The 23103-nt window shown below is 58.6% G+C and carries 18 protein-coding genes; 6 read left to right on the forward strand and 12 right to left on the reverse strand.

The window, feature by feature from the left end; all coding sequences use genetic code 11:
- Positions 1–76 precede the first annotated feature (76 nt).
- On the reverse strand, positions 77–2122 hold the full coding sequence (dcp, locus tag C3406_RS10540) for a peptidyl-dipeptidase Dcp (RefSeq protein ID WP_103824570.1): 2046 nt from the start codon (positions 2120–2122) through the stop codon (positions 77–79).
- Between the two features lie 153 nt (positions 2123–2275).
- Here dcp and ydfG point away from each other — a divergent pair, with 153 nt between their 5' ends.
- Entirely contained in the window at positions 2276–3022 is a 747-nt protein-coding gene (gene ydfG, locus C3406_RS10545; RefSeq protein ID WP_103824466.1) for a bifunctional NADP-dependent 3-hydroxy acid dehydrogenase/3-hydroxypropionate dehydrogenase YdfG, read from the forward strand.
- Between the two features lie 91 nt (positions 3023–3113).
- Positions 3114–3800, forward strand: a complete 687-nt coding sequence (locus tag C3406_RS10550; protein WP_103824467.1) for a GntR family transcriptional regulator — start codon at positions 3114–3116, stop codon at positions 3798–3800.
- A 39-nt stretch (positions 3801–3839) separates the two neighbouring features.
- Here C3406_RS10550 and C3406_RS10555 read toward each other — a convergent pair whose 3' ends face one another.
- From C3406_RS10555 to C3406_RS10580, 6 genes are all read right to left on the reverse strand, one after another.
- Positions 3840–5300: a mannitol dehydrogenase family protein gene (locus C3406_RS10555; protein ID WP_103824468.1), complete on the reverse strand. Its 1461-nt coding sequence runs from the start codon at positions 5298–5300 to the stop codon at positions 3840–3842.
- Between the two features lie 228 nt (positions 5301–5528).
- Entirely contained in the window at positions 5529–7073 is a 1545-nt protein-coding gene (locus C3406_RS10560; protein ID WP_103824469.1) for an MFS transporter, read from the reverse strand.
- Positions 7074–7200: 127 nt separating this feature from the next.
- Positions 7201–8580, reverse strand: a complete 1380-nt coding sequence (locus tag C3406_RS10565; protein ID WP_103824470.1) for an MFS transporter — start codon at positions 8578–8580, stop codon at positions 7201–7203.
- A 56-nt stretch (positions 8581–8636) separates the two neighbouring features.
- On the reverse strand, positions 8637–9653 hold the full coding sequence (locus tag C3406_RS10570) for a Zn-dependent oxidoreductase (RefSeq protein WP_103824471.1): 1017 nt from the start codon (positions 9651–9653) through the stop codon (positions 8637–8639).
- 11 nt (positions 9654–9664) lie between these two features.
- Positions 9665–10879 (reverse strand): starvation-sensing protein RspA, encoded by a 1215-nt coding sequence (gene rspA / locus C3406_RS10575; RefSeq protein WP_103824472.1) that lies wholly within the window; start codon positions 10877–10879, stop codon positions 9665–9667.
- A 109-nt stretch (positions 10880–10988) separates the two neighbouring features.
- A complete protein-coding gene (locus C3406_RS10580) occupies positions 10989–11315 on the reverse strand; it encodes a YnfA family protein (protein ID WP_103824473.1) in 327 nt (108 codons plus the stop codon).
- A gap of 149 nt (positions 11316–11464) precedes the next feature.
- Between C3406_RS10580 and C3406_RS10585 the strand changes: the two genes are divergently transcribed.
- On the forward strand, positions 11465–11794 hold the full coding sequence (locus C3406_RS10585; protein WP_103179479.1) for a DUF1283 family protein: 330 nt from the start codon (positions 11465–11467) through the stop codon (positions 11792–11794).
- 38 nt (positions 11795–11832) lie between these two features.
- On the opposite strand, the gene C3406_RS10590 is transcribed toward C3406_RS10585, so the two are convergent.
- On the reverse strand, positions 11833–12543 hold the full coding sequence (locus tag C3406_RS10590; protein WP_197080145.1) for a YnfC family lipoprotein: 711 nt from the start codon (positions 12541–12543) through the stop codon (positions 11833–11835).
- A 105-nt stretch (positions 12544–12648) separates the two neighbouring features.
- Between C3406_RS10590 and C3406_RS10595 the strand changes: the two genes are divergently transcribed.
- The 3 genes from C3406_RS10595 to dmsD all read left to right on the forward strand — a co-directional run bounded on the left by C3406_RS10595 (position 12649) and on the right by dmsD (position 16183).
- Positions 12649–12954, forward strand: a complete 306-nt coding sequence (locus C3406_RS10595; RefSeq protein ID WP_103824474.1) for a DUF1161 domain-containing protein — start codon at positions 12649–12651, stop codon at positions 12952–12954.
- Positions 12955–13103: 149 nt separating this feature from the next.
- On the forward strand, positions 13104–15533 hold the full coding sequence (gene ynfE / locus C3406_RS10600; RefSeq protein ID WP_103824475.1) for a selenate/tellurate reductase subunit YnfE: 2430 nt from the start codon (positions 13104–13106) through the stop codon (positions 15531–15533).
- A 35-nt stretch (positions 15534–15568) separates the two neighbouring features.
- Positions 15569–16183: a Tat proofreading chaperone DmsD gene (dmsD, locus tag C3406_RS10605; protein WP_103824476.1), complete on the forward strand. Its 615-nt coding sequence runs from the start codon at positions 15569–15571 to the stop codon at positions 16181–16183.
- A 12-nt stretch (positions 16184–16195) separates the two neighbouring features.
- Here the strand turns inward: dmsD and atzF are convergent, their stop codons facing one another.
- From atzF to C3406_RS10625, 4 genes are all read right to left on the reverse strand, one after another.
- Positions 16196–17995, reverse strand: coding sequence for an allophanate hydrolase (gene atzF, locus C3406_RS10610; protein ID WP_103824477.1), 1800 nt, complete (start codon positions 17993–17995; stop codon positions 16196–16198).
- A complete protein-coding gene (gene uca, locus C3406_RS10615; RefSeq protein ID WP_103824478.1) occupies positions 17992–21594 on the reverse strand; it encodes an urea carboxylase in 3603 nt (1200 codons plus the stop codon). Before uca ends, atzF begins: the two co-directional genes overlap by 4 nt.
- Positions 21595–21746: 152 nt before the next feature.
- Positions 21747–22382, reverse strand: coding sequence for an urea amidolyase associated protein UAAP2 (locus C3406_RS10620; RefSeq protein WP_103824479.1), 636 nt, complete (start codon positions 22380–22382; stop codon positions 21747–21749).
- Between the two features lie 8 nt (positions 22383–22390).
- Positions 22391–23101, reverse strand: coding sequence for an urea amidolyase associated protein UAAP1 (locus tag C3406_RS10625; protein WP_103824480.1), 711 nt, complete (start codon positions 23099–23101; stop codon positions 22391–22393).
- Positions 23102–23103 lie beyond the last annotated feature (2 nt).

The following is a 23103-nucleotide window of genomic DNA, read 5'->3' on the forward strand; positions in this document are numbered from 1 at the left end:
GAGGAGTTTTGGGGAAGAAAAAAACGGACAAAAAACCGGGCATCGCGCCCGGTTCTGTTTCCAGCCAGATAAACCTCTACGCACTCAACCCGCGGTTCACCAGCATCGGTTCGAACTGGGGATCGTGCCCACGCCACGCGCGATAAAGTTCAGCTAAATCAGTGCTATTCCCACGAGACAAAATCGCCTCACGGAATTTATCCCCGTTTTCGCGAGTCAGCCCGCCCTCTTCCACGAACCACTGATAGCCGTCGTCGGCCAGCATTTGGGTCCAGAGATAGGCGTAATAGCCTGCGGCATAGCCGCCGCCGAAGATATGGGCGAAGTAGCTGCTGCGATAGCGCGGTGGTACGGCAGGGAGATCCAGCTGTTCGCGTTCCAGCGCCGCGGCTTCGAACGCCTCCACGTTTGCTGGGGCTTCGCTGGCGGTTATTCCGTGCCAGTTCATGTCCAGCAGTGCGGCGCTGAGCAGCTCGGTCATGTCATAGCCTTTATTAAACTGGGTGGCGCTGAGCATTTTCTCGCGCAGCGCGTCGGGCATCGGCTCCCCGGTTTCGTAATGGCGGGCATAATGGGCAAAGACCTCGGAATGGCTGGCCCAGTGTTCATTGATTTGTGACGGGAACTCCACGAAATCCCGCGGCGTGTTGGTGCCAGAGAGCGTGGCGTAACGCTGGCTGGCAAACAGGCCGTGCAGAGTATGGCCAAATTCGTGGAACAGGGTGATCACATCATCCCACGAGATTAGCGCTGGTTGGCCTTCAGCCGGTTTTTGATAGTTGCAGACGTTGTAGATCACCGGCCGCGTCCCGGCTTCATGGGATTGCTCGATAAAGTTACCCATCCACGCCCCGCCGCCTTTCGAGTCGCGGGCGAAGAAGTCACCGTAAAAGAGCGCCATCCCTTCTCCGTGGTGATCGAAAATCTCCCAGACTCGCACATCAGGGTGGTAGACAGGGATATCCTTGCGCTCGGCAAACGTAATGCCGAAAAGCTGAGTCGCCGCCCAGAAGACGCCGTCGGTCAGCACCCTGTCGAGAGCAAAATAGGGTTTAACCTGTGATTCATCCAGAGCGTACTTCGCCAGACGCACGCGTTCAGCGTAAAAGGCCCAGTCCCAGGCCTGAACCTGAAAATGGCCCTGCTCTTCATCGATCACTTTCTGAATGTCAGCCTGCTCCTGCAGGGCGCGACCGCGCGCAGCAGGAACGATACCCCGCATAAACTGCAGCGCGGCGTCGGGGGTTTTCGCCATCTGATCGGCAATTTTCCAGCTGGCGTAGCTGTCATAGCCCAGCAGTTCAGCCTGACGCGCCCGGAGCGCCACCAGACGTGCGACCACCTCGCGGGTATCGTTGGCATCGTTTTTTTGCGTGCGTAGCCAGCCCGCGTTGAAGAGGTTTTCCCTGGTCTGACGATCGCGTAGCTGTTGCAGGGCCGGCTGTTGCGTGGTGTTCAGCAGCGGAATGAGCCAGCGATCGCTGAGTCCCTTCTCCGCTGCGGCCTCGGCAGCCGCGGCCTGTTCCGCCGGGCTCAGGCCATCCAGTTGATGCTGATAATCCACCACTAGCCCACCCGCCTTGTCTGCCGCCAGCAGACGCTGGTTAAACTGGCTGGTTAGCGCGGCGGATTCGGTATTAAGCGCTTTCAGCGCCTGCTTTTCCGCCTCCCCCAGCCGGGCCCCAGCCAGAATAAAGCGCTGATGCAACTCCTCAATCAGCCGCAGGGACTCGGCATCCGGCGCCATCGTCTGGCGGTTATTGTAGATGGCGTCCACCCGGGCGAAGAGCGAGTCATTCAGCCAGATATCGTTAGAAAGCGCCGCCAGTTCGGTGGAAATCGCCTCTTCCAGCTGCTGTAGGTAGTCATTGGTGTGCGCCGAGGTCATGGCGAAGAAGACGTTGCTTACCCGGCTCAGCAGCTCGCCGCTTTTCTCCAGCGCCAGGACGGTATTGGCAAAATCAGGCGCATCCGCGGAGCCAGCTATCGCCGCTATCTCCTTGCGCTTCTGGCGGATGGCTTCGTCAAAGGCCGGACGATAATGTTCGTCGCGGATCAAATCAAAATGCGGTGCCTGGTACGGCAGCGTGCTGCTTGTGAAAAACGGGTTGGTGCCAGACATATCAGACTCCTGAATACGGTAAATTTCACCAGAGTAGGCCAGCCCGGCAGCCACTGCAATCTCTGTCACCTGAAGGGGCTAAAAAGTCGCCTTACTCTGCGTCAGATCACATGCTATGGTAGTATTACACAAAAAGCGTTGAGGAACAGTGACATGATTATTTTAGTTACCGGGGCGACAGCTGGATTTGGTGAAAGCATTACGCGTCGCTTCGTCGCAAACGGCCATAAAGTGATTGCCACAGGCCGCCGTCAGGAGCGTCTGCAGGAGCTGAAAGAGGAGCTCGGCGACAGCATTCTGACCGCCCAGCTGGACGTGCGTAACCGCGCATCCATTGAAGAGATGATTGTCAATCTGCCAGCGGAATGGCGTGACATCGACGTGCTGGTCAACAACGCCGGGCTGGCGCTGGGTCTTGAGCCCGCACACAAAGCCAGTGTGGAAGACTGGGAAACGATGATCGACACCAACAACAAAGGCCTGGTCTATATGACCCGCGCCGTACTGCCCGGCATGGTGGAGCGCAACCGCGGTCATGTGATCAATATCGGCTCGACCGCCGGTAGCTGGCCCTATGCCGGCGGCAACGTCTATGGCGCGACCAAAGCCTTTGTACGCCAGTTCAGCCTGAACCTGCGCACCGATCTGCACGGCACTGCTATCCGCGTAACGGATATCGAGCCGGGTCTGGTGGGCGGTACGGAGTTCTCCAATGTGCGCTTTAAAGGCGATGATGCGAAAGCGGACAAAACCTATGAGAACACCACTGCGCTGACCCCGGATGATGTCACCGAAGCCGTCTGGTGGGTAGCCACGCTGCCGAAGCACGTCAACATCAACACCGTTGAGATGATGCCGGTGACGCAGAGCTTTGCAGGCCTGAGCGTCCATCGCGGATGATCTTTCCCCGCCCGGCCTGCGGGCCGGGTCTGGGATACCGGGTAAAAGAATGGTAGTATTTCCGGGTTAACCCTCTGAGAAATCACATCGAATGGCCGCTGAATCGCAACTTAATCCGACACAACCCGTAAATCAGCAAATTTATCGTATTTTGCGCAGCGACATCGTGCATTGTCTGATCCCGCCGGGAACCCCTTTATCAGAAAAAGAGGTGTCGGTACGTTTTGATGTCTCCCGGCAGCCGGTTCGCGAAGCCTTTATCAAGCTGGCGGAAAATGGCCTGATTCAGATCCGCCCCCAGCGCGGCAGTTACGTCAATAAGATCTCCCTCAGTCAGGTACAAAACGGCTGTTTTGTCCGCCAGGCCATCGAGTGCGCCGTCGTCCGTCGCGCGGCAAGCCTGGTCGACGATCATCAGTGCTATCAGCTGGAGCAGAATCTGCATCAGCAGCGTATCGCCATTGAGCGTAAACAGCTGAATGACTTTTTCCTGCTCGACGATGAATTTCATCAGAAGCTGGCGCAAATTGCTGGCTGTCAGCTGGCGTGGGACACTATCGAGAACATCAAGGCGACCATGGACCGGGTGCGTTACATGAGCCTTAATCACGTATCACCGCCGGAGATGCTGCTGCGCCAGCATCTGGATATTTTCCATGCCCTGGAAAAGCGTGACGCCGATGCGGTAGAAAAAGCGATGACCCTGCATCTGCAGGAAATTGGCGAGTCAGTACAGTTAATTCGTCAGGAAAATAGTGACTGGTTTAGCGAAGAGTAGCCAAAATGAATGCCGCCATGGCGGCGGCATTCGGCAGAGTTAACCCGCAATATAGTGGGCCACCGCGGCTTTCGCCCCCTTCTCCAGCAACATTTGATACGCCGCGGTTACCGCCTCGACAAAGGTCGCATCCTGCGGCAGTTCCTTACCAAAGATCGCCTCGATACCCATCAGCGCCTTCACACGGGATGCCCCTTCAGCACTGCCGTTTACCGCGGCCTGGATCACCGACAGCAGCGGATCGCACACCTCGATGGCCTCGCCGCGCTCATCCACACCGCCGACATAACGCATCCAGCCGGCAATCCCCAGCGCCAGTAGCGGGAATGGCTTCTGATGCACCCGGTGCCAGCGCACGGAGTCGAGCATACGCTGCGGCAGCTTCTGACTGCCATCCATCGCGATCTGCCAGGTCCGGTGGCGCAGCGCCGGGTTGCTATAACGGTCGATCAGCAGATCGGCATAACGCCCCAGATCCACACCAGTCACTTTCAGCGTCGGCGCCTGCTCGTTTAACATCAGCGCATGGGCGGCGCGCTTGTAGTTCGCGTCTTCCATGCAGTCATTGATGTGTTGATAACCCGCCAGATAGCCCAGATACGCCAGGAAGGAGTGGCTGCCGTTCAGCATGCGCAGCTTCATCTCTTCAAACGGAATGACGTCCGCCACCAGCTCGGCCCCGGCTTTTTCCCACGCCGGACGACCCGCAACAAAGTTGTCTTCAATCACCCACTGGCGGAACGGCTCGCAGGCCACACCCGCCGGATCGCGCACGCCGGTAATCTCTTCGATTTTGTTCAGCGTATCGGCAGTCACGGCAGGCACAATACGGTCGACCATGGTTGACGGGAAAGTGACGTTGGCTTCAATCCACTCCGCCAGCTCAGCGTTGACCGCGCGGGCATAGGCGCAGGTAACGTTGCGCATGACGTGACCGTTCTCCGGCATATTGTCGCAGGACATCACGGTGAAGGCTGGCAGTCCGGCGTTTTTACGTCGCGCCAGCGCTTCCACCACCACGCCTACAGCGGAGACAGGCTGATGAGGATTCTGTAGATCGGCGGCGATCATTGGATGATCCAGCATCAGCTGCCCGGTCGCCGGGGCGTGGCAATACCCTTTTTCGGTGATGGTTAATGAGACGATCGCCACCTGCGGTTCACACAGGGCGGACAGGACCGCTTCAAGACCATCCACCTGCGCGTGCAGCGCCTTTTTCACCACGCCAACGACCCGCGCTGTCCATGCATCCGCGGACATTTCAGCAACGGTGTAGAGATTATCCTGGGCTTTCAGATCGGCTATCTGCTGCTCACCGCCGATCAGATTGACTTCGCAATAGCCCCAGTCACTGCCGTGTTCGGCGGCGAGGATATCGCTATAGACCGCCTGATGCGCGCGGTGGAAGGCACCAAACCCCAGGTGCACGATGCGTGATTGCAGGTTATCCCGGTTGTAGTGAGGAATCGTAGCTTGCGCCTGTAATAACGGATTATTCATGATAGTACTCGTTAATGTGATTAAGCGATGAATCCGGGCCGGCTTGACTCCCTGACCCGGCTTACTAACCTAACTAGAATGGTAGGTGGCATAAAAAATTCTCTGCCGTTAACCATACTGATTGTTGATACGTCGATATTGATTTACGTTAACTTTTCACCATCTGGTGTGACACCAATGCAAAGTTGTGTGACAACATTCGCTATAAACCGCAAGGTTGTGAACCACTCAACCCACGGTTGTGGCTCTCTCTTTTGGCATCACTGATGCTGGAGCCGCTTCCATCCAGAGGCTGTCATAGTCATGGCCCGTCAGATCTTCCACGATACGTCGAACATCAGGATCAACCGCCGTTTTGGCGCCGTTGGCGCGAAGGCGTTCGACCTCTTCCACGAAGATCTGGTGTGTCTGTTTATTCAGACGGAACGTCAGCGCCTGCCAGAGGGCCAGCATCAGCAGCCCGGCGGTACCGATAAACATCAGCATGGCGATCGTATGAATCGCTTCCGGCGGCTGAACCTGGCTCCCCTTCACGAAACCGCCGCTTTGCAGCAGCAAGCCGACCACAAAGGTGGCGATGGCCACAGTGGTTTTACGGGAGAAAGTCATGACGGCAGCGAACAACCCTTCCCGGCGCTGGCGGCTGACCATTTCGTCAATATCAGGAATGAACGGGAATACGTTCCACGGGGTGAACTCCAGCACACAGCGGCCCACCTGATAGAGTCCGGCGAGAATGAAGAGCGTGGCAACGGTATTCAGCGACGGGATCTGATAGACCGCCAGGAAACCAGCCAGACAGAGCATCATCAGGGCATAGGCGAAGACATAGAGCCGGGCCGGACCATATTTGATGATCCCAAGCCCTGCAATAAGCGTTACCGGCAGGCCCACGATACTCATCGACAGCAGACTTCCCGCCAGCGATGACGAGACGTTAAGGCAGTAGACGCAGAAGAAGACGAACACGGTGTTATAGACATCTTTGCCGGTAAACGACAGGAGATAAATCGCCAGATGCTTTCTGAAGGCGCGGATTTTCAGCGTCGAGGCGTAGGATTTAAACAGGTCGATAATGGCGCGCAGTTTATCAGACAGGCTGCCAGGCATAGCTGACTTTTCCAGTTCCGCCTGCATCTGCGGGGTGAGCTCCCGCTCCCATGTTACTTTCCATGAGATAAAGACGCAGAACATAAACAGCACGGCGAAAATCACACCATTAATCAGATAGGCGCTGGTGTTCTGCTCGCCAAAATAGCCAATCAGCAGTCCAGGAATAAAGGTCGCCAGAAAGGTGCCGGACGCCGACATAAACATCCGGCAGGTTGAGAGTTTGGTGCGGCCATTAAACTCTTTGGTCATTTCGGAAGGCAAAGTTTCCCAGGGGATGAGGACCATCGCGGCGATGATCTCAAAGGCGAGATAGACCGCCAGATAAAAGGCGTAACTCATGCCATCGAGCCACAGTAAGGCATAGACCAGCATCAACGGCGCGCCAATCAGCAGGAAAAAACGCCGACGGCCAAATTTCTTGCCAAAATAGTTTTTATAAAAGTGGTCCGTTAAGCTGCCCATAAATAAACTGACCACCGCATCAACAATACGGGCAATGGCGACGATCGAGGCCGCTTCAATCGGCGATAAGCCAACAAAGGTGGTGTAGAAAAATAACAGCCATGCGCCAATTACGGTAAACGCGCCGCCACCCATAATATCGGTCAGGCCATATCCAATACTCACCGGAATGGTGACGTTTTTCTTTGCACGAGACATACAGTTTCCTTACCTGAAAAAAAACCAGTTAATTCCCGATGCTTCTGTGAAGTTTTTATTTATTAGCGTTGATTATCGAGAGGCATAAAAAAAGACTCCCCTGCGTTTACAGAGGAGTCATCAGTTATTACGAGATGGCGCGATGTTTACCGTGAATCTTTAGCGCGGCAGCTTTATCGTCTGCAGCATCTTCCAGCGTGCTCAGATCGCGGTCACATACCTCTGGCATCAGCAGGGCTGAGATCAGGCCGATGAAGGAGTAAACCACCACCATCGCCACGATTGGCCACCAGGAGCCGGTCATGTTGCAGAAGATCCCTGCCAGTACCGGACCAAAACCAACCGCAATCAGACCACCCGCCTCTTTTGAAATTGCCATCCGGGTGAAACGGTTACGGGAACCAAACATCTCGGCCATGGTGATGTTTTCCAGGGCGAACAGTCCCAGCACCGCGAAGTTATGGATAACAATAATCGAAGTCATGATCACGCCAGGGCTGTACGACTTGTCGACAATAATCGACAGCATCGGGTAGGCCAGAATAATGGCGGAAAGGCTCAGCAGAATGTAAGGCAGACGACGACCATATTTATCGGACAACCAGCCCAACAGCGGGATAGTAATAAAGCCGAGAATAGAGCTGATCATCAGGGCGTCGGTCGGAATGGCCTTATCAAACAGCAGCGTCTGGACCAGATACCCGGCGAGGAACGTCTGGATCAGGCCGGAGTTACCCGCCTGGCCGAAGCGCAGACCGGTCGCCAGCCAGAAGGATTTGCTTTTCAGCATCCCACCCAGGGTATTTTCTTCAACCGCAGCCTGAACAGGCGCATCGTCGGTATTAACCTGCTCAAATACCGGGCTCTCCTTGAGGTTCATACGCAGCCAGATGGCAAAGATCATCACCACCACGCTTGCCAGGAACGGCACGCGCCATCCCCAGGCCAGCAGCTGTTCGCGGTCGAGGGCAAAGAACATCACTGCCCAGATCGCCGTGGCGCTCAGGGTGCCGCAGTTAGTGCCCATCGCCACCAGTGAAGAGATGATGCCGCGTTTCCCTTTCGGCGCATATTCCGCCAGCATCGTGCCCGCACCGGAGATCTCCGCCCCTGCGCCCAGCCCCTGGATAATACGCAGCGTCACCAGCAGCACCGGCGCGAAAATGCCAATTTGTGCATAGGTCGGCAGCACACCAATCAGCGTGGTGCAGATCCCCATCATGGTGATGGTGATAAACAGTACCTTCTTGCGTCCGACGCGGTCACCCATTTTGCCGAAGACAAAGGCGCCAACGATACGGGCAATATAGCCCGCCCCATAGGTACCCATCGCCAGAATCAGCGCCATCGCCGCCGACTGTTCCGGGAAGAAGATTTCGTGAAAGACTAATGCCGCGCCCAGCGAATAAAGCTGGAAGTCCATGAACTCTAACGCGGTACCCAGCCAACCGGATACGGCGGCTTTTATCAGGTCAGATGTGGATCTTTCATGTTGTAGTTGAGTCATATTGGCTATCTCGAAAGGGTAAGATGCGTACCGCTAAACCGCATTCAGTATTATTATTAAGAGAACGTCAGTAATACCTTGCAGCACTGCCGCTGGTCTTTCTCAAACAGTTCAATAGCGTCTTTAACGTCTTGATACTCAAAACGATGAGTAATCAGTTTGTCAGGGTCGATAAGCCCTTTCTCCAGCCAGTCGATGACCACCGGGAATTTATTGGCGTTCAGACGTGACGAGAAAATGGAAAGCTCTTTACCGGTGATCCCCTGCTGCGCAACCTGGCTCGGTTCGCTGGAGAAGCCCATGAGCACAATGCGCCCGCCCGGCGAAGCCAGATTGACAGCCTCCTGCAAAATAGAAGGGTGACAGGCCGCATCAATAATCAGCGTCGGTTTGACGCCCTTCTCTTCCAGCACCGCCTGCAGAGACTGATTGCCATTGTTGATGACCCAGTCCGCCCCGCTGCGCTGGGCCATCGCCAGACGCTCGTCGATGCGATCGACCACAATGACCTGTTTCACCTTGTAGACGCCCTTCAGCGCCTGGACGGTGACCAGCCCCATCGGGCCAGCGCCGTAAATGAGCGCCACATCCTGCTCTGTCGGGCTGGCGTGGCCGGTGACGTTGGCCGCGATGGTGAATGGCTCAACCATCACCGCATGTTCATCGCTGACGGCATCCGGAATGACCCAGGCATTTTTAGCGGGTACCACGGCGTATTCGCTGAAGCCGCCGTCGCGATGCACACCCAGCACCACCAGCGAGGTGCAGACGTTCGGTTTGCCGACCGAGCACGGGTAGCAGTGGCCGCAGCTGATCACCGGGTCAACCGAGACGCGCTGGCCCAGGCGTGCGGTGTCGACGCCCTCACCGACGGCATCAATGACGCCAAAGAACTCATGGCCGATCACACGGGGATATTTGGCGAACGGGTTGTGGCCGCGATAAATATGGCTGTCGGAACCGCAGATACCGGCCAGCTTCACTTTGACGCGCACTTCGCCTGGTGCAGGCGCGGGTAGCGAACGCTCTTCGATCACCAGCGAATTCGGTTGTTGAATAACGATACTTTTCATTTTTTGCTCCTTTACCAGTTCCACAGCGTGCCGTCTTCGAGACGTGCAACAGGCAGGTAAGCGGGATCGTAGGGATATTTCGCCGCCAGTTTTTCATCAAACTCGATGCCCAGGCCCGGCTTATCGCCCGGATGCATGTAGCCATCTTCAAAGGTCCAGTTGATGTTGAAGACCTCCAGCATCTGCTCGGAATAGCCCATGTACTCCTGTACACCAAAGTTTGGTACCCACAGGTCAAAGTGCAGCGCAGCCGCGTGGCAAACCGGCGACAGATCCGACGGGCCGTGTGAGCCGGTGCGTACCTGGTAGAGAGAGGCGAAATCGGCGATCCGACGCATTCCGGTAATGCCGCCCGCGTGGGTGATGGTGGTGCGGATGTAGTCGATCAGCTGCTCTTCGATCAGCTGTTTGCAATCCCAGATGCTGTTGAACACCTCGCCCACCGCAATCGGGGTGACGGTGTGCTGACGGATCAGGCGGAAGCACTCCTGGTTCTCTGCCGGGGTCGGGTCTTCCATCCAGAACATGCGGTACTGCTCAATGCTCTTACCGAAACGCGCGGCTTCGATCGGCGTCAGGCGGTGGTGCATGTCGTGCAGCAGGTGTTCATTGAAACCAAATTTGTTACGCACGGCGTCAAACAGTTTTGGCGTAAAATCGAGGTATTTTTCCGTTGACCAGAGCTGCTCTTCCGGCCAGTTGCCTTTGGTGGCAGGCTCATAGGCCAGCCCTTTTCCTTTAGACATGCCGTAGGTGGTTTTCATTCCCGGCACACCGCACTGTACGCGGATGGCCTTGAATCCCATCTCTTTATGGCGGGCGTAATCTTCCAGCACATCGTCAATGGTGTGACCGGTGGTGTGGCAGTAGACCATCACCCCTTCACGGGAGGCGCCACCCAGCAGCTGGTACAGCGGCATGTTGGCGGCTTTGGCTTTGATGTCCCACAACGCCATATCGATAGCGGAAATCGCCGACATGGTGACCGGACCGCGACGCCAGTAGGCGCCTTTATAGAAGAACTGCCAGATATCTTCGATACGGTGGGCATCACGGCCAATCAGCTGCGGGCAGAGATGATCTTTCAGGTATGACGCGACGGAAAGCTCGCGGCCATTAAGGGTGGCGTCACCCAGGCCGACAATTCCCTCGTCGGTAGTGATTTTCAGCGTGACAAAGTTACGCCCTGGACAGGTGACAAATACTTCAGCCCCTACAATCTTCATTTTCCGGTTCCTTACATCTTTTACTGTGATGCCGGAAATCTACGCAATTACCCTACTACCATACAAGTATGAAGTTTAAAAAACCTTCGCTGGATCACAGATTGGGCGCTCAGGCGCGCCCCCAGCCTGCCACGATAATCAGCATGCCGCACAGCGCCACCAGTGCTCCGGCCCAGTCGTAGAGGCTTAGCTTCACGCCATCGACCACCCGCAACCACAACAGCGCCGTGCAGACGTAGACCCCACCATAAGCGGCATAGACGCGCCCGCTTGCCGCGGGATGTAGCGTGAGCAGCCAGACAAACAGCGCCAGTGCTACGCCCGCGGGAATCAACAGCAGTATAGAAGCGCCTTTTTTCAGCCAGAGCCAGGGCAGAAAACAGCCGAGAATTTCGCACAGGGCGGTGGCAAAAAAGAGCAAAGTTGTTTTAAACATATTTAACGTTGTCTGATGTGTGATGAGGTATCATACCTGAATGTGAAAGGAACCCTTCCACACGCCTGATGTGGGTATGCCCTCAAAATGGACTGATGTAACAACTCCGGTGGAATTATCGAATGTTCACCGTCTACAAGGAAATCGCTATGCGTAAAATGAGCACACGCCTCTGCCTGGCTGCCCTGCTGGCTGCTGTTTTCATCGCGCCAGTATCCGCCAACACCAGCAAACTGATTATTGAATCTGGCGACAGCGCCCAGAGCCGTCAAAATGCCGCCATGGATAAAGAGCAGTGGAACGATACCCGCAGCCTGCGCCATAAGGTGAACAGCCGCGTGGAAAAAGAGTGGGATAAAGAAGATGTGGCTTTTGACGCCCGGGATAAGTGCCAGCAGAGCGCCAATGTGAACGCCTACTGGGAGCCCAACACCCTGCGCTGCCTTGACCGCCGCACTGGCCGTGCCCTGGCCCCCTGATTGTTCCCTTAAGCACCGTGCAGGCTCTTGCGCGGTGCTTAGTAGTACTCAATCGTGTTTTTGATGGTGTACTTGCGCGACACCGCCGGCTTCACGCTCTCATCGGTAACCACCAGCTCGCACGCCACCGGATTGTCGTGGCGATCGTAATCGCAGGTCTGCTTCACCTTACCCAGCCGCTTATCGTTTAGCTGACTGACCGAGGTGTAGTCCAGTTTCTTGCGCTTGTCCGCCGCCGGTGTGGCCGTAATGGAGAGCTGTTGCTCCCCGGAGACGGTGGTTTTACCGAGTGGATAACCATCTGCATCGTAGCGATAGTTCACTTCCATATCTTTGCCGTGAGCGCTGACGATAAAACCGTTGTCATCGGTATCCCATGAAATCCCCGATGCGGGCAGTTCCGCCAGCTGGCATTTTCCCTGTAGCCGCAGCTTTTTCTGCTGGGTTTGCGCATCCAGATAGTAGTTGGCGTCCAGCACCAGGGCGATGCCGGTGTTCGCCTCCAGATCGTGCAGCTCCAGGCTGTCGAAGCAGCCCTCCGTAGAGAGCGTGCCGCTGACGCGCTTGGCCACTTCCCCCTTATCATTGAACAGCGTCTGGCTGAAATCTTTCACCGGCCCGCGCAGGGGATCAAAATCAAATTCGTTAGAAAAACTGGCCATCTCTGGCGTAAACGACAGCGGCGCGGCGGAGTTATCACACCCCGTCAACAGTGCCGCCAGGACAAACATAAGCGCGTGTTTATTCACATGACCTACCAATAGCAGAAGAGGATCCCGGGCAGTGTAGCAAATACAAACGTTTACACTATCCCTGCTACTATTATAGTCACACACAGTCGTAAGGAGGCAGATATGAAACGGTTACCCTGGATTACTGCACTTTTGCTGGCGGGCATTGCCCCGGCCGCGCTGGCGGCACCCGATAATTGCGAGCGCATCAAAAGCGATATTCAGCAGCGGATCATCAATAACGGCGTGCCGGAGAGCGGCTTTATGCTGAACATCGTGCCGAACGATCAGGCCGACAAACCTGACGCCGAAGTGGTAGGCCACTGCGCCAATGACACTCTTAAAATCCTCTATACCCGCACCAGCAGCGGCAACTATCCGGTAAGCGGAGGTGGCAATCAGGCCCCGGCACCTCGCGAGCCGCAGTGAATATTCCCCCCGTTAGCGCGGGGGAATTTCGTTTGTTTTGATATACATTAATACCACCCCCTACTTAATGGGTAACACTCCCCTCCATTAGCCCGATCGTCATCACGGCTGAAATCAGTTTTCAAACGACGAACGTAATGGAGTGAGTCATGTCAGATAGTGAGCATAGCGGCGGGATCAGCCGCCGTACCCTCGTCAAATCGACCGCCATCGGATCCCTTGCGCTTGCCGCGGGCGGCCTGTCATTACCCTTTGGTTTACGTCCCGCAGCCGCGGCAGTGCAGCAGGCACGCGCAGATAAAGTGGTCTGGGGCGCCTGTTCGGTCAACTGCGGCAGCCGTTGCGCGCTGCGGCTGCACGTGCGTGACGATGAAGTGTACTGGGTTGAAACAGACAACACCGGCGACGACACCTATGGCAACCATCAGGTGCGCGCCTGCCTGCGCGGACGCTCGATTCGTCGACGCATCAACCATCCCGATCGTCTGAACTATCCCATGAAACGCGTGGGCAAACGCGGTGAAGGGAAGTTTGAACGCATCTCCTGGGATGAAGCCCTGGATCTGCTCACCACCAGCCTGCGTAACGTGGTGGGTAAATACGGCAACGAAGCGGTCTACATTAATTACTCTTCCGGTATTGTTGGCGGTAACATTACCCGCTCATCACCTTACGCCTCGCTTGTGGCCCGATTGATGAACTGCTACGGCGGCTTTTTGAGCCATTACGGGACTTACAGCACCGCGCAGATTGCCTGCGCGATGCCCTACACCTACGGCAGCAACGAGGGCAACAGCACCTCGGATATCGAAAACAGCAAGCTGGTGGTGATGTTTGGTAATAACCCGGCGGAAACGCGCATGAGCGGCGGCGGGATCACCTATTACCTTGAACAGGCGCGCGAACGCTCGAATGCGCGCATGATCGTCATCGATCCTCGTTACACCGACACCGCCGCCGGGCGTGAAGATGAGTGGATCCCGATTCGACCGGGAACGGATGCCGCGCTGGTGGCGGGCATCGCCTGGGTACTGATTAACGAAAACCTCGTCGACCAGCCCTTCCTCGATAAATATTGCGTCGGTTACGACGAAACCACCCTGCCGGAAGGCGCGCCCGCGAATGGTCATTACAAGGCTTATATTCTGGGCCAGGGTGATGATGCCACCGCCAAAACCCCGGAGTGGGCCTCGCGCATCACCGGCATTCCCGCCGATCGCATCATTAAGCTGGCCCGGGAAATTGGCACCGCGAAACCGGCCTACATCTGCCAGGGCTGGGGGCCGCAGCGCCAGGCCAACGGCGAGCTCACCTCCCGCGCCATCGCCATGCTCCCTATCCTGACCGGCAACGTTGGTATTAATGGCGGCAACAGCGGCGCGCGTGAATCCACTTACACCATCACCATTGAGCGGATGCCGCTGCCGGAGAACCCAGTCAAAACCCAGATATCCTGCTTTAGCTGGACCGACGCCATCGCCCGCGGGCCGGAGATGACCGCCACCCGCGACGGGGTGCGCGGCAAGGATAAGCTCGACGTGCCGATCAAGTTCATCTGGAACTATGCCGGTAACACCCTCATTAACCAGCATTCGGACATCAATAAAACCCACGACATTTTGCAGGACGAAAGTAAATGCGAAATGATTGTGGTGATTGACAATTTTATGACCTCTTCGGCGAAATATGCCGATCTGCTGCTGCCGGATCTGATGACCGTCGAGCAGGAGGACATCATTCCCAACGACTATGCCGGGAACATGGGTTATCTCATCTTCCTCCAGCCGGTGACCGCGCCAAAATTCGAACGCAAGCCCATCTACTGGATCATGAGCGAGGTGGCGAAGCGCCTCGGCCCGAACGTTTATCAGCGCTTTACCGAAGGCCGGACCCAGGCCGAATGGTTGCAGTACCTCTACGCGAAGATGGTGGCGAAAGATCCACAGCTTCCCTCTTACGAGGAATTAAAAGCGATGGGCATCTACAAGCGTAAAGATCCGAACGGGCATTTCGTCGCCTACAAAAAATTCCGCGACGATCCGGTCGCTAATCCGCTTAAAACGCCGTCAGGCAAAATCGAGATCTACTCCAGCAGGCTGGCCGATATTGCCCGCACCTGGCAGCTGGAGAAGGATGAAACCATCAGCCCGCTGCCGGTCTACGCCTCCACCTTCGAAGGCTGGGACGATCCGGACCGCAGCCAGTTTCCGCTGCAGCTTTTTGGCTTCCACTTCAAGGCCCGCACCCACTCCAGCTATGGCAACGTCGATGTGCTACAGGCCGCCTGCCGTCAGGAGGTGTGGCTCAATCCGGTAGACGCTGCATCGCGCGGGATCAAGAACGGCGACATGGTGCGGGTTTATAATGCCCGCGGTGAGTTGCGCATTCCGGCGAAAGTGACGCCGCGCATTATGCCGGGCGTCAGCGCGATGGGCCAGGGAGCCTGGCACGATGCCAACATGACCGGGGATCGCATTGACCACGGCTCCTGCATCAACACGCTGACAACCCATCGCCCATCCCCCCTGGCGAAGGGCAATCCGCAGCACACCAATCTGGTGCAAATTGAAAAGGCGTAGCCAATTAATGTTTCAGCGCGGGGCAACCCGCGCAAATGAAGGATGAAGTCATGAGAGAGTCGTTTGCCTTTACTGCCCGTGTGTTGGGCGCGCTGTTTTACTACGCTCCGGATAGCCCCGAAGCCGCGCCGCTGGTCACGGCCTTAACCCACAACGACTGGCAGCAGGACTGGCCGCTGGATGAGTCCCTGTTGGCCCCCATTGCCGACGAGCTTCGCCAGCCTGCCGATGAACCCTTGCGTACCGCCTGGCAGCGGCTGTTTCTGGGCCCGTGGGCGCTGCCCGCGCCGCCGTGGGGCTCGGTCTGGCTGGATCGCGAGAGCGTACTGTTCGGGGATTCCACTCTGGCGCTGCGCCAGTGGATGCGGGAAAACGGTATTGTGTTTGAGATGGCGAACAACGAGCCGGAAGATCACATTGGCACCCTGTTGCTGATGGCGGCATGGCTGGCAGAAACGGGCCGGGATGCAGAGCGCGACCAGCTACTGGCCTGGCATCTGCTGCCCTGGAGCACGCGCTTTCTTTCGGTGTTTGTCGAAAACGCAGGCCACCCGTTCTACCGCGCGCTGGGCAAACTGGCACAGCTGACGCTGGCAGAGTGGCAATCCGGCTTGCTGACCCCGGTCGCCGAAAAGCCGCTCTACCGTTAACCCTCTCCTGGCTTACTTCTGATGAGTAAGCCAGGATCTCCAGCCGCCGAAAGCGGTAATATCCTGTGCTCCCTGCAGGCCGTACTCCTCACAGATAAACCCGGTTAACCAGCGCCCGTCCTCCAGCTCTACTTTCCCCAGTCCCAGTGGCGCCGGAATGCCCGCCAGAAACGATCCCACCTCGGCGTGGGGCAGATCCCACACTTCCACAGCAATTGCTGCCCCCTGTTCGCGGTCGCGCACCATGCCGGGCCGTTTCCCGTCGCCGAGGGCAAACAGGCGATAATGCGGCGCGCTGCGGGTGGTTTCGCGCAAGGTTCCCCCGCGCTGGCGAAGCTGGTAATTCAGCGCCAGCCCGTCCAGATGTGCCCCGCAAACCACCACCGGCAGGCGATCGTGGCTGGCCGTGGTCAGGGGTGCCGTCGCCTGTAACGCACGATCGCCGGGTAGCGGCAGATTCTGGTGACGTTGTAACGCCCCGGCAAGGCTCAACAGATACTGGTCGGTACAGGCCCGGCCAAACAGCGTCACGCCTGACGGCAGGCCATTCGCCATGAACCCGGCAGGCACCGCCACGGCGGCATAATCCAGCAGATTCATAAAGTTGGTATAAACCCCCAGCTCGGAATTGCGCTTTACCGGCTCCTCCGCCAGCTCGGCCAGCGTCACCGGGCGTGGATAGGTGGGCGTGAGCACGCAGTCAAGGGTCGCCATGACCTCATCGCACAGGCGTTTAAAATGCTGAAGCTGATACTGCGCGTCAAAGGCCGCGACCGCATCGGTACCGGGCGCTTTGCTTAGCACATCGCGGATCACCGGCAGTACTGCATCCGGTTGCTGCTCAATCAGTTTCCCCGCCACGTGATAGCGCTCCGCCACCCACGGGCCTTTATAAAGCAGCGTCGCTGCCGCCAGAAACGGCGAAAAGTCGATGGTCACCGGCACGCCGCCGAGGGCGATCAACCGCGCTTTTGCGGCGTGATAGAGCGCTTCGCTCTCGGTGCAACCAAGGAATTCCAGCCGATCCGGTACGCCGAAGCGGAACCCGGCCTCAGGCAGACCAAATGCCTGGGCGCCGTTCCAGGCTGGATTGGCGCGGCTGTAGTCGTCGCGCGGATCTTTCACCGCCGTCAGCGCCAGCAGCTGGCTTGCCTCTTCCGCCGTGGCGGTAAAGAAGGTCACGCAGTCCAGGGTGCGGCAGGCAGGCACTACCCCGGCAGTGGAGATTAACCCTTTGGTGGCCTTAAGCCCGACCAGGTTGTTGAGCGATGCCGGAACGCGCCCGCTCCCGGCGGTGTCGGTGCCGAGGGCAAAACTCGCCAGCCCCAGCGCCACTGCCAGCGACGACCCCGCGCTGGAGCCCCCGGATGGATAATCCGCATTGACGCTGTTACGACAGGCACCATACGGCGAGCGGGTGCCGTTTAAGCCGGTGGCGAACTGGTCGAGATTGGTTTTCCCCAGCGGGATTGCCCCCAGAGCGATCAGCTGGCCGACGATAGTGGCATCCTGCTCAGCCCGGTATGCAAACGCCGGGCAGGCTGCGGTGGTGACGATGCCCGCCAGATCGATATTGTCTTTAATGGCAAACGGCACGCCGTAGAGGGGCAGCGTCTGCGGAGAGTGGCCCTCAAGCGCCGACAGATACGGCTCCAGCTCCTCGGATGTGAGCAGATAAATAAAGGCGTTGAACTCAGGGTTTAGCGCCAGCGCCCGCTCGCGCAGGGTGTTAATCACCTCCCGCGGGATGAGGCGGCCTTCGCGGTAGGCCTGCGTCAGTACATCGAGACGTAAATCAAAGGGATGCTTCATACTGTTTTCTCCAGGACCACCACACACTGACCCGCCCGTACCGGGGAGCCCGGCTGAACGCGCACCTGACTGACAATCCCGTCCTGGGTGGCAAGGAGCGGGATCTCCATCTTCATCGACTCCAGCACCACCAGCACATCCCCCTCGCGGACCGCTTTGCCCACCTCCACGCTCACCTGCCACAGGTTGCCGGAAACCGGGCTGTCGATGCCCGCCTGACCCGGCTGCAGCGGGGCATCATCGCCCTCATCCGCCAGCACATCGCTGCTGTCGAAATGCGCCTGGCCGTTGGCAATCCAGCGCTCGCGCTCGGCGTTAAAGGCTTCCTGCTGATGGGCGCGAAACGCGTTAATTTTCTGCGCTTCGTCAGCGAGAAACTGCTGATACTCCGCCAGCTTCAGGCTGGTGTGCTCAATGCGCAACGGGTAACGCCCCAGCGGGAAATCGCGGCGAATAGTGAGCAGCTCCTCAGCAGAGACCGGATAGAAGCGAATCTGGTCGAAGAAGCGCAGCAGCCAGGGCTTGCCGCCGAAATCCTCTACGGCGTGATAACGGCTCCACATCTGCAAGGTGCGCCCGACAAACTGATACCCGCCCGGCCCCTCCATGCCATAGACGCAGAGATAGGCTCCGCCGATCCCCACCGAGTTTTCCGCCGTCCAGGTGCGGGCCGGGTTGTACTTGGTGGTGACCAGACGATGACGCGGATCCAACGGCGTCGCCACCGGGGCGCCGAGATAGACATCCCCCAGCCCCATCACCAGATAGCTGGCGTCGAATACCGTTTTATAGACTTCATCGACGTTCGCCAGATCGTTAATGCGGCGGATAAACTCGAGGTTGCTCGGACACCAGGGCGCATCCCGGCGCACGGTGGTCATGTATTTGTCGATGGCTTTCTGGCAGGCCGGATCGTCCCAGGAGAGCGGCAGCCAGACGACGCGCGACGGCACCTCAAGCGCATCTTGTTCACACACCGCCTGCCACAGCCCAGACACGGTATCCAGCAGGCTCGCCAGGCTCAGCGCCTCCGGCTGGTAGTGTATTTGCAGGGAGCGGATGCCTGGCGTCAGGTCGATAACCCCATCCAGCGCCCGCGCCTCCAGGGCCTGCATCAGGGCGTGGGCGCGAAAACGCAGGACTAGATCCAGCTCCGGATCGCCAATCTCCAGCAGCAGGTGTGTATCGCCGGAGAGCCGCGCCACCAGCCGTTTATCAGCCTGCCCCTGCTCCAGCACCACCGGCGAGGCGGGTTCGGTCGGCTGCCACGCCACGTCCAGCGGATACAGGCTGGCGATCTGGGCGGCCTGTGCCTGGGCAAGCTGCCGGGCGGTGGCGATATCCACGGGAACAAAGCGCACCTTATCCCCCGCTTTCAGCTGCCCCACCGCGTGCAGATCGGCTTCGATGATGGTGACCGGGCAGACAAACCCGCCCAGGCTCGGGCCATCCGGACCAAGGATCACCGGCATATCCCCGGTAAAGTCCACCGCGCCGATAGCATAGGGATTGTCGTGGATGTTCGACGGATGCAGTCCCGCCTCGCCGCCGCTCTCGCGCACCCACTCAGGCTTAGGCCCGATCAGGCGCACCCCGGTGCGGCTGGAGTTGAAGTGCACTTCCCAGTCGGTGGCGAAGAAGGTGGTCATGTAACCCGGGGTGAAATACTCCGGCGCGCCGTGCGGGCCGTAGATCACCCGCAGCGTACGCACAGGCTCAAGCGTGGTGCAGAGCGCCGGGGGAAGCGTCTGCGCCGGGCATGGGGCGGTTAAGGGCGAAATGTGCAGCACGTCACCGGTACGCAGCGCGCGCCCGGCGTGGCCGCCAAACTGTCCCAGGGTAAAGGTGCTTTTACTGCCGAGATAGTCCGGCACGTTAAATCCACCGCGCAGGCAGAGATAGCTGCGCACGCCATCGCCGCAAATATCCCCCATCCGCAGCGTCATGCCGCTCTGCACCTCGTAGACCCGGTTGGTCTCAAGGGGTTCGCCATCCAGAATAAGGGCGATCTCCGCCCCGGTCACCGCCAGCTGGGCATCGCAGTTGAACTTCAGCGTCGGGCCGCTGAGGGTGATCTCCAGCCCGGCGGCCCCTTCGTCGTTGCCGAGCAGCCGGTTGCCAAGACGCAGCGCGCGACTGTCCATCGGTCCTGATGGCGGTACCCCTACCGCCCAGTAGCCGGTACGCCCCGGATAGTCCTGCACCGTGGTTTGCGTCCCGGCGCTGAGTACCTCAAGCGTGGCGGCGTGATAGTCCAGCCCTTCCAGGCAGCGGGTCCAGGGCTCGCCGCAGGCGAACGGTGTGAAGGTTAAAATCTGCTGCAGGTAGCTACGGTTGGTTTCCACCCCATACAGACGCGTCTCACCCAGCGCCGCGTGGAGAGTCTGAATCGCCGCCTCGCGTGTTGGCTGCCAGGCGATAATTTTTGCCAGCATCGGGTCAAAAAAGGGCGGGACTTCGCAGCCCGATTCCACCCAGCTGTCGATGCGCAGCGTGCGGCGGTTATCTTCCGGAAAAACCACCTCGGTAAGCAGGCCGGGCGATGGCTGGAACTGACGGCCCGGATCTTCGGCATAAATCCGCGCCTGGATGGCATGGCCCGCCGGGGTCAGGCTGTCGCGCAGGGCCGCCAGCGGAGGCAGAATTCCTGCCGCCAGTTCAATCATCCAGCGCACCAGATCCACACCCCACACCTGCTCGGTGACGCCATGCTCCACCTGCAGCCGGGTATTCACTTCAAGGAAGTAGAACCGGGCGGCGTCGCTGTCGTAGACGAACTCCACCGTGCCCGCGCTGCGGTAGTTAACCGCTTTGCCCAGCTTAATCGCCGCCTCACACAGCGCATCCGCCATGCCCTCTGGCAGGTTGGGCGCCGGGGTCTCCTCCAGCACCTTCTGGTTACGCCGTTGCACCGAGCAGTCGCGCACGCCGAGGGCGATCACCTGCCCCTTGCCGTCGCCGAAGAGCTGCACTTCCAGATGACGCGCCCGCTCAATGTATTTCTCGATAAAGACGCCTGCATCGCTGAAGTTGTTTTTCCCCAGCCTCACCACCGCGTCGAAGGCTTCGAAGAGTTCCGCCGGGGTATAGCAGACACGCATGCCGATCCCGCCCCCGCCTGCGGTGCTTTTCAGCATCACCGGGTAGCCGACCTGCTCCGCTGCCTCCAGCGCCGCGTTCACATCCGCCAGCAGTCCGGTGCCTTCCAGCATCGGTACGCCGTGTTCTTTCGCCAGGGCGCGGGCAGTATGTTTCAGACCAAAGAGGCGCAGCTGCTCCGGTGTAGGGCCGACAAAAGCAATGCCCGCGGCTTCGCAGGCCTCGGCAAAGGCCGCGTTCTCGGAAAGAAAACCGTAACCCGGATGGATCGCCTGAGCACCGGTCGCTTTCGCCGCGGCGATGATTTTTTCGCTCACCAGATAGGTATTGGCCGCCGGGCCGTCGCCCAGGCTCAGGGCTTCGTCGGCTTCGCGGATATGCAGGCTGCTGATATCCGCCTCGGAATAGACCGCCACGCCGCCGATGTTCATGGCGCGCAGCGTGCGCAGGATGCGGCAGGCAATCGCCCCGCGGTTGGCAATCAGGAGTTTCGTCAACATAGTTCAGACTCAATGGTGGCGGGTCGTCCCGCCGGAAACTGGCTCACCACATGGTCGTCCACGGGGAAAAAAGCGTTACGGCAGGATCCGGCCGGCGCGCACTGCAAACAGGCGGTAGAGCATCTGGCGCAGACGCTGCCAGCGGTTCGGCGTCAGTTCCATATCAGCACCTCCGCCGGCGTCGGGTTCCAGCCGTTGCAGGGATTATTCAGCTGCGGGCAGTTGGAGATCAGCACGATAACGTTGCAGTCGGCACGCAGCTCGACGTATTTGCCCGGAGCGGAGATGCCGTCGGCAAAGGTCAGCCCGCCCTCGGGAGTCACCGGCACGTTCATAAAGAAGTTGATGTTGGCCCCGATATCGCGCTTTTGCAGGCGACCATCGTGCAGACAGGCGCAGAGGAAGTTGTCCCGGCAGCTGTGCATATGGCGTTTGTCGAGGGCATAGCGGACGGTGTTGCTCTCCTGGGCGCAGGCCCCGCCGAGCGTGTCGTGCCGCCCGCAGGTATCGGCCACGATGGTCAGCAGCGGGTTGCCAAGGTTGGAGTAAAGTACGCTTCCGCTGGTCAGATATGCGTTGTTCTGCCGACGCAGCGTGCGCTGAGCGTCGTAGCGCTCCCGCGGGTTATCGGCGTTGTAGAACAGGGTATCCACCGCCTGGTTGCCCTCCAGATCCAGCAGGCGCAGGGTCTGGCCTTTTTTCACTTCAAACAGGTAGGGCTCCCCCGCCGGGATCACATGGCGGAAGCTGGCGTGTTGCGCCTCTTTTACGCTGGCTACGGTCATCATCAGGCTCCTTACAGGGCGAAAAGTTGGGTGTTGGTGATGGCGCGACCGTTTTCCGGACGCGTCAGCAGCGCGTTTATCGCCGCTTCTTCATCTTCCGCCTGTCGCCAGCTCAGCTGCACCGGACGCGGAGCGTACTCTCTGGACGGATCCATCGGATGTTGCAGCGCAGTCATCACCACCAGGGTGTCCATCGGGGCGAACAGCTCCACGTAACTGCCTGGCTGTGAATGGCCGCTGTGGAAGCTGAACTGGCCGTGGTCGTCCACCGTCACTTTGCTGAAGAAGTTGACCACCATCAGCAGATCTTCGAGAATGAGATCCCATTTGCCCATCTCCACCAGCAGGTTGTCGGTGCCGTTGCGGAAGAAGCCGTTGCGCAGCTCCTGATAGCGCCCCTGGCCATATTTCTCGGTGGCTTCGGCGGCGTTGAGTACGCCGCCAAACGGGTCGTGCCAGCCGCAGGTATCGGCAATGATGCCCGCCAGCACGCGGCCCATGTCGGAGTAGAAGCAGTGCCCGGCGGTCAGGCGCGCGGTGTGCTGGCCTTTCAGGGTATCCGGCAGGCTCAGGCGCTCGCTCTTCTCATGGGCGTTGAGCATCATCAGGCTGACGTTCGCTCCGCCGTCGGGGTCGGTCATGCGCAGGATCTGCCCGCGCTTAAGCACAAAGGAGAGGTGACCGCCGCCCGGCAGGATCTCTTCACGTAAAGTCGTCGTCATAG

Source organism: Leclercia sp. LSNIH8 (genome assembly GCF_002920195.1).
GTDB lineage: Bacteria > Pseudomonadota > Gammaproteobacteria > Enterobacterales > Enterobacteriaceae > Enterobacter.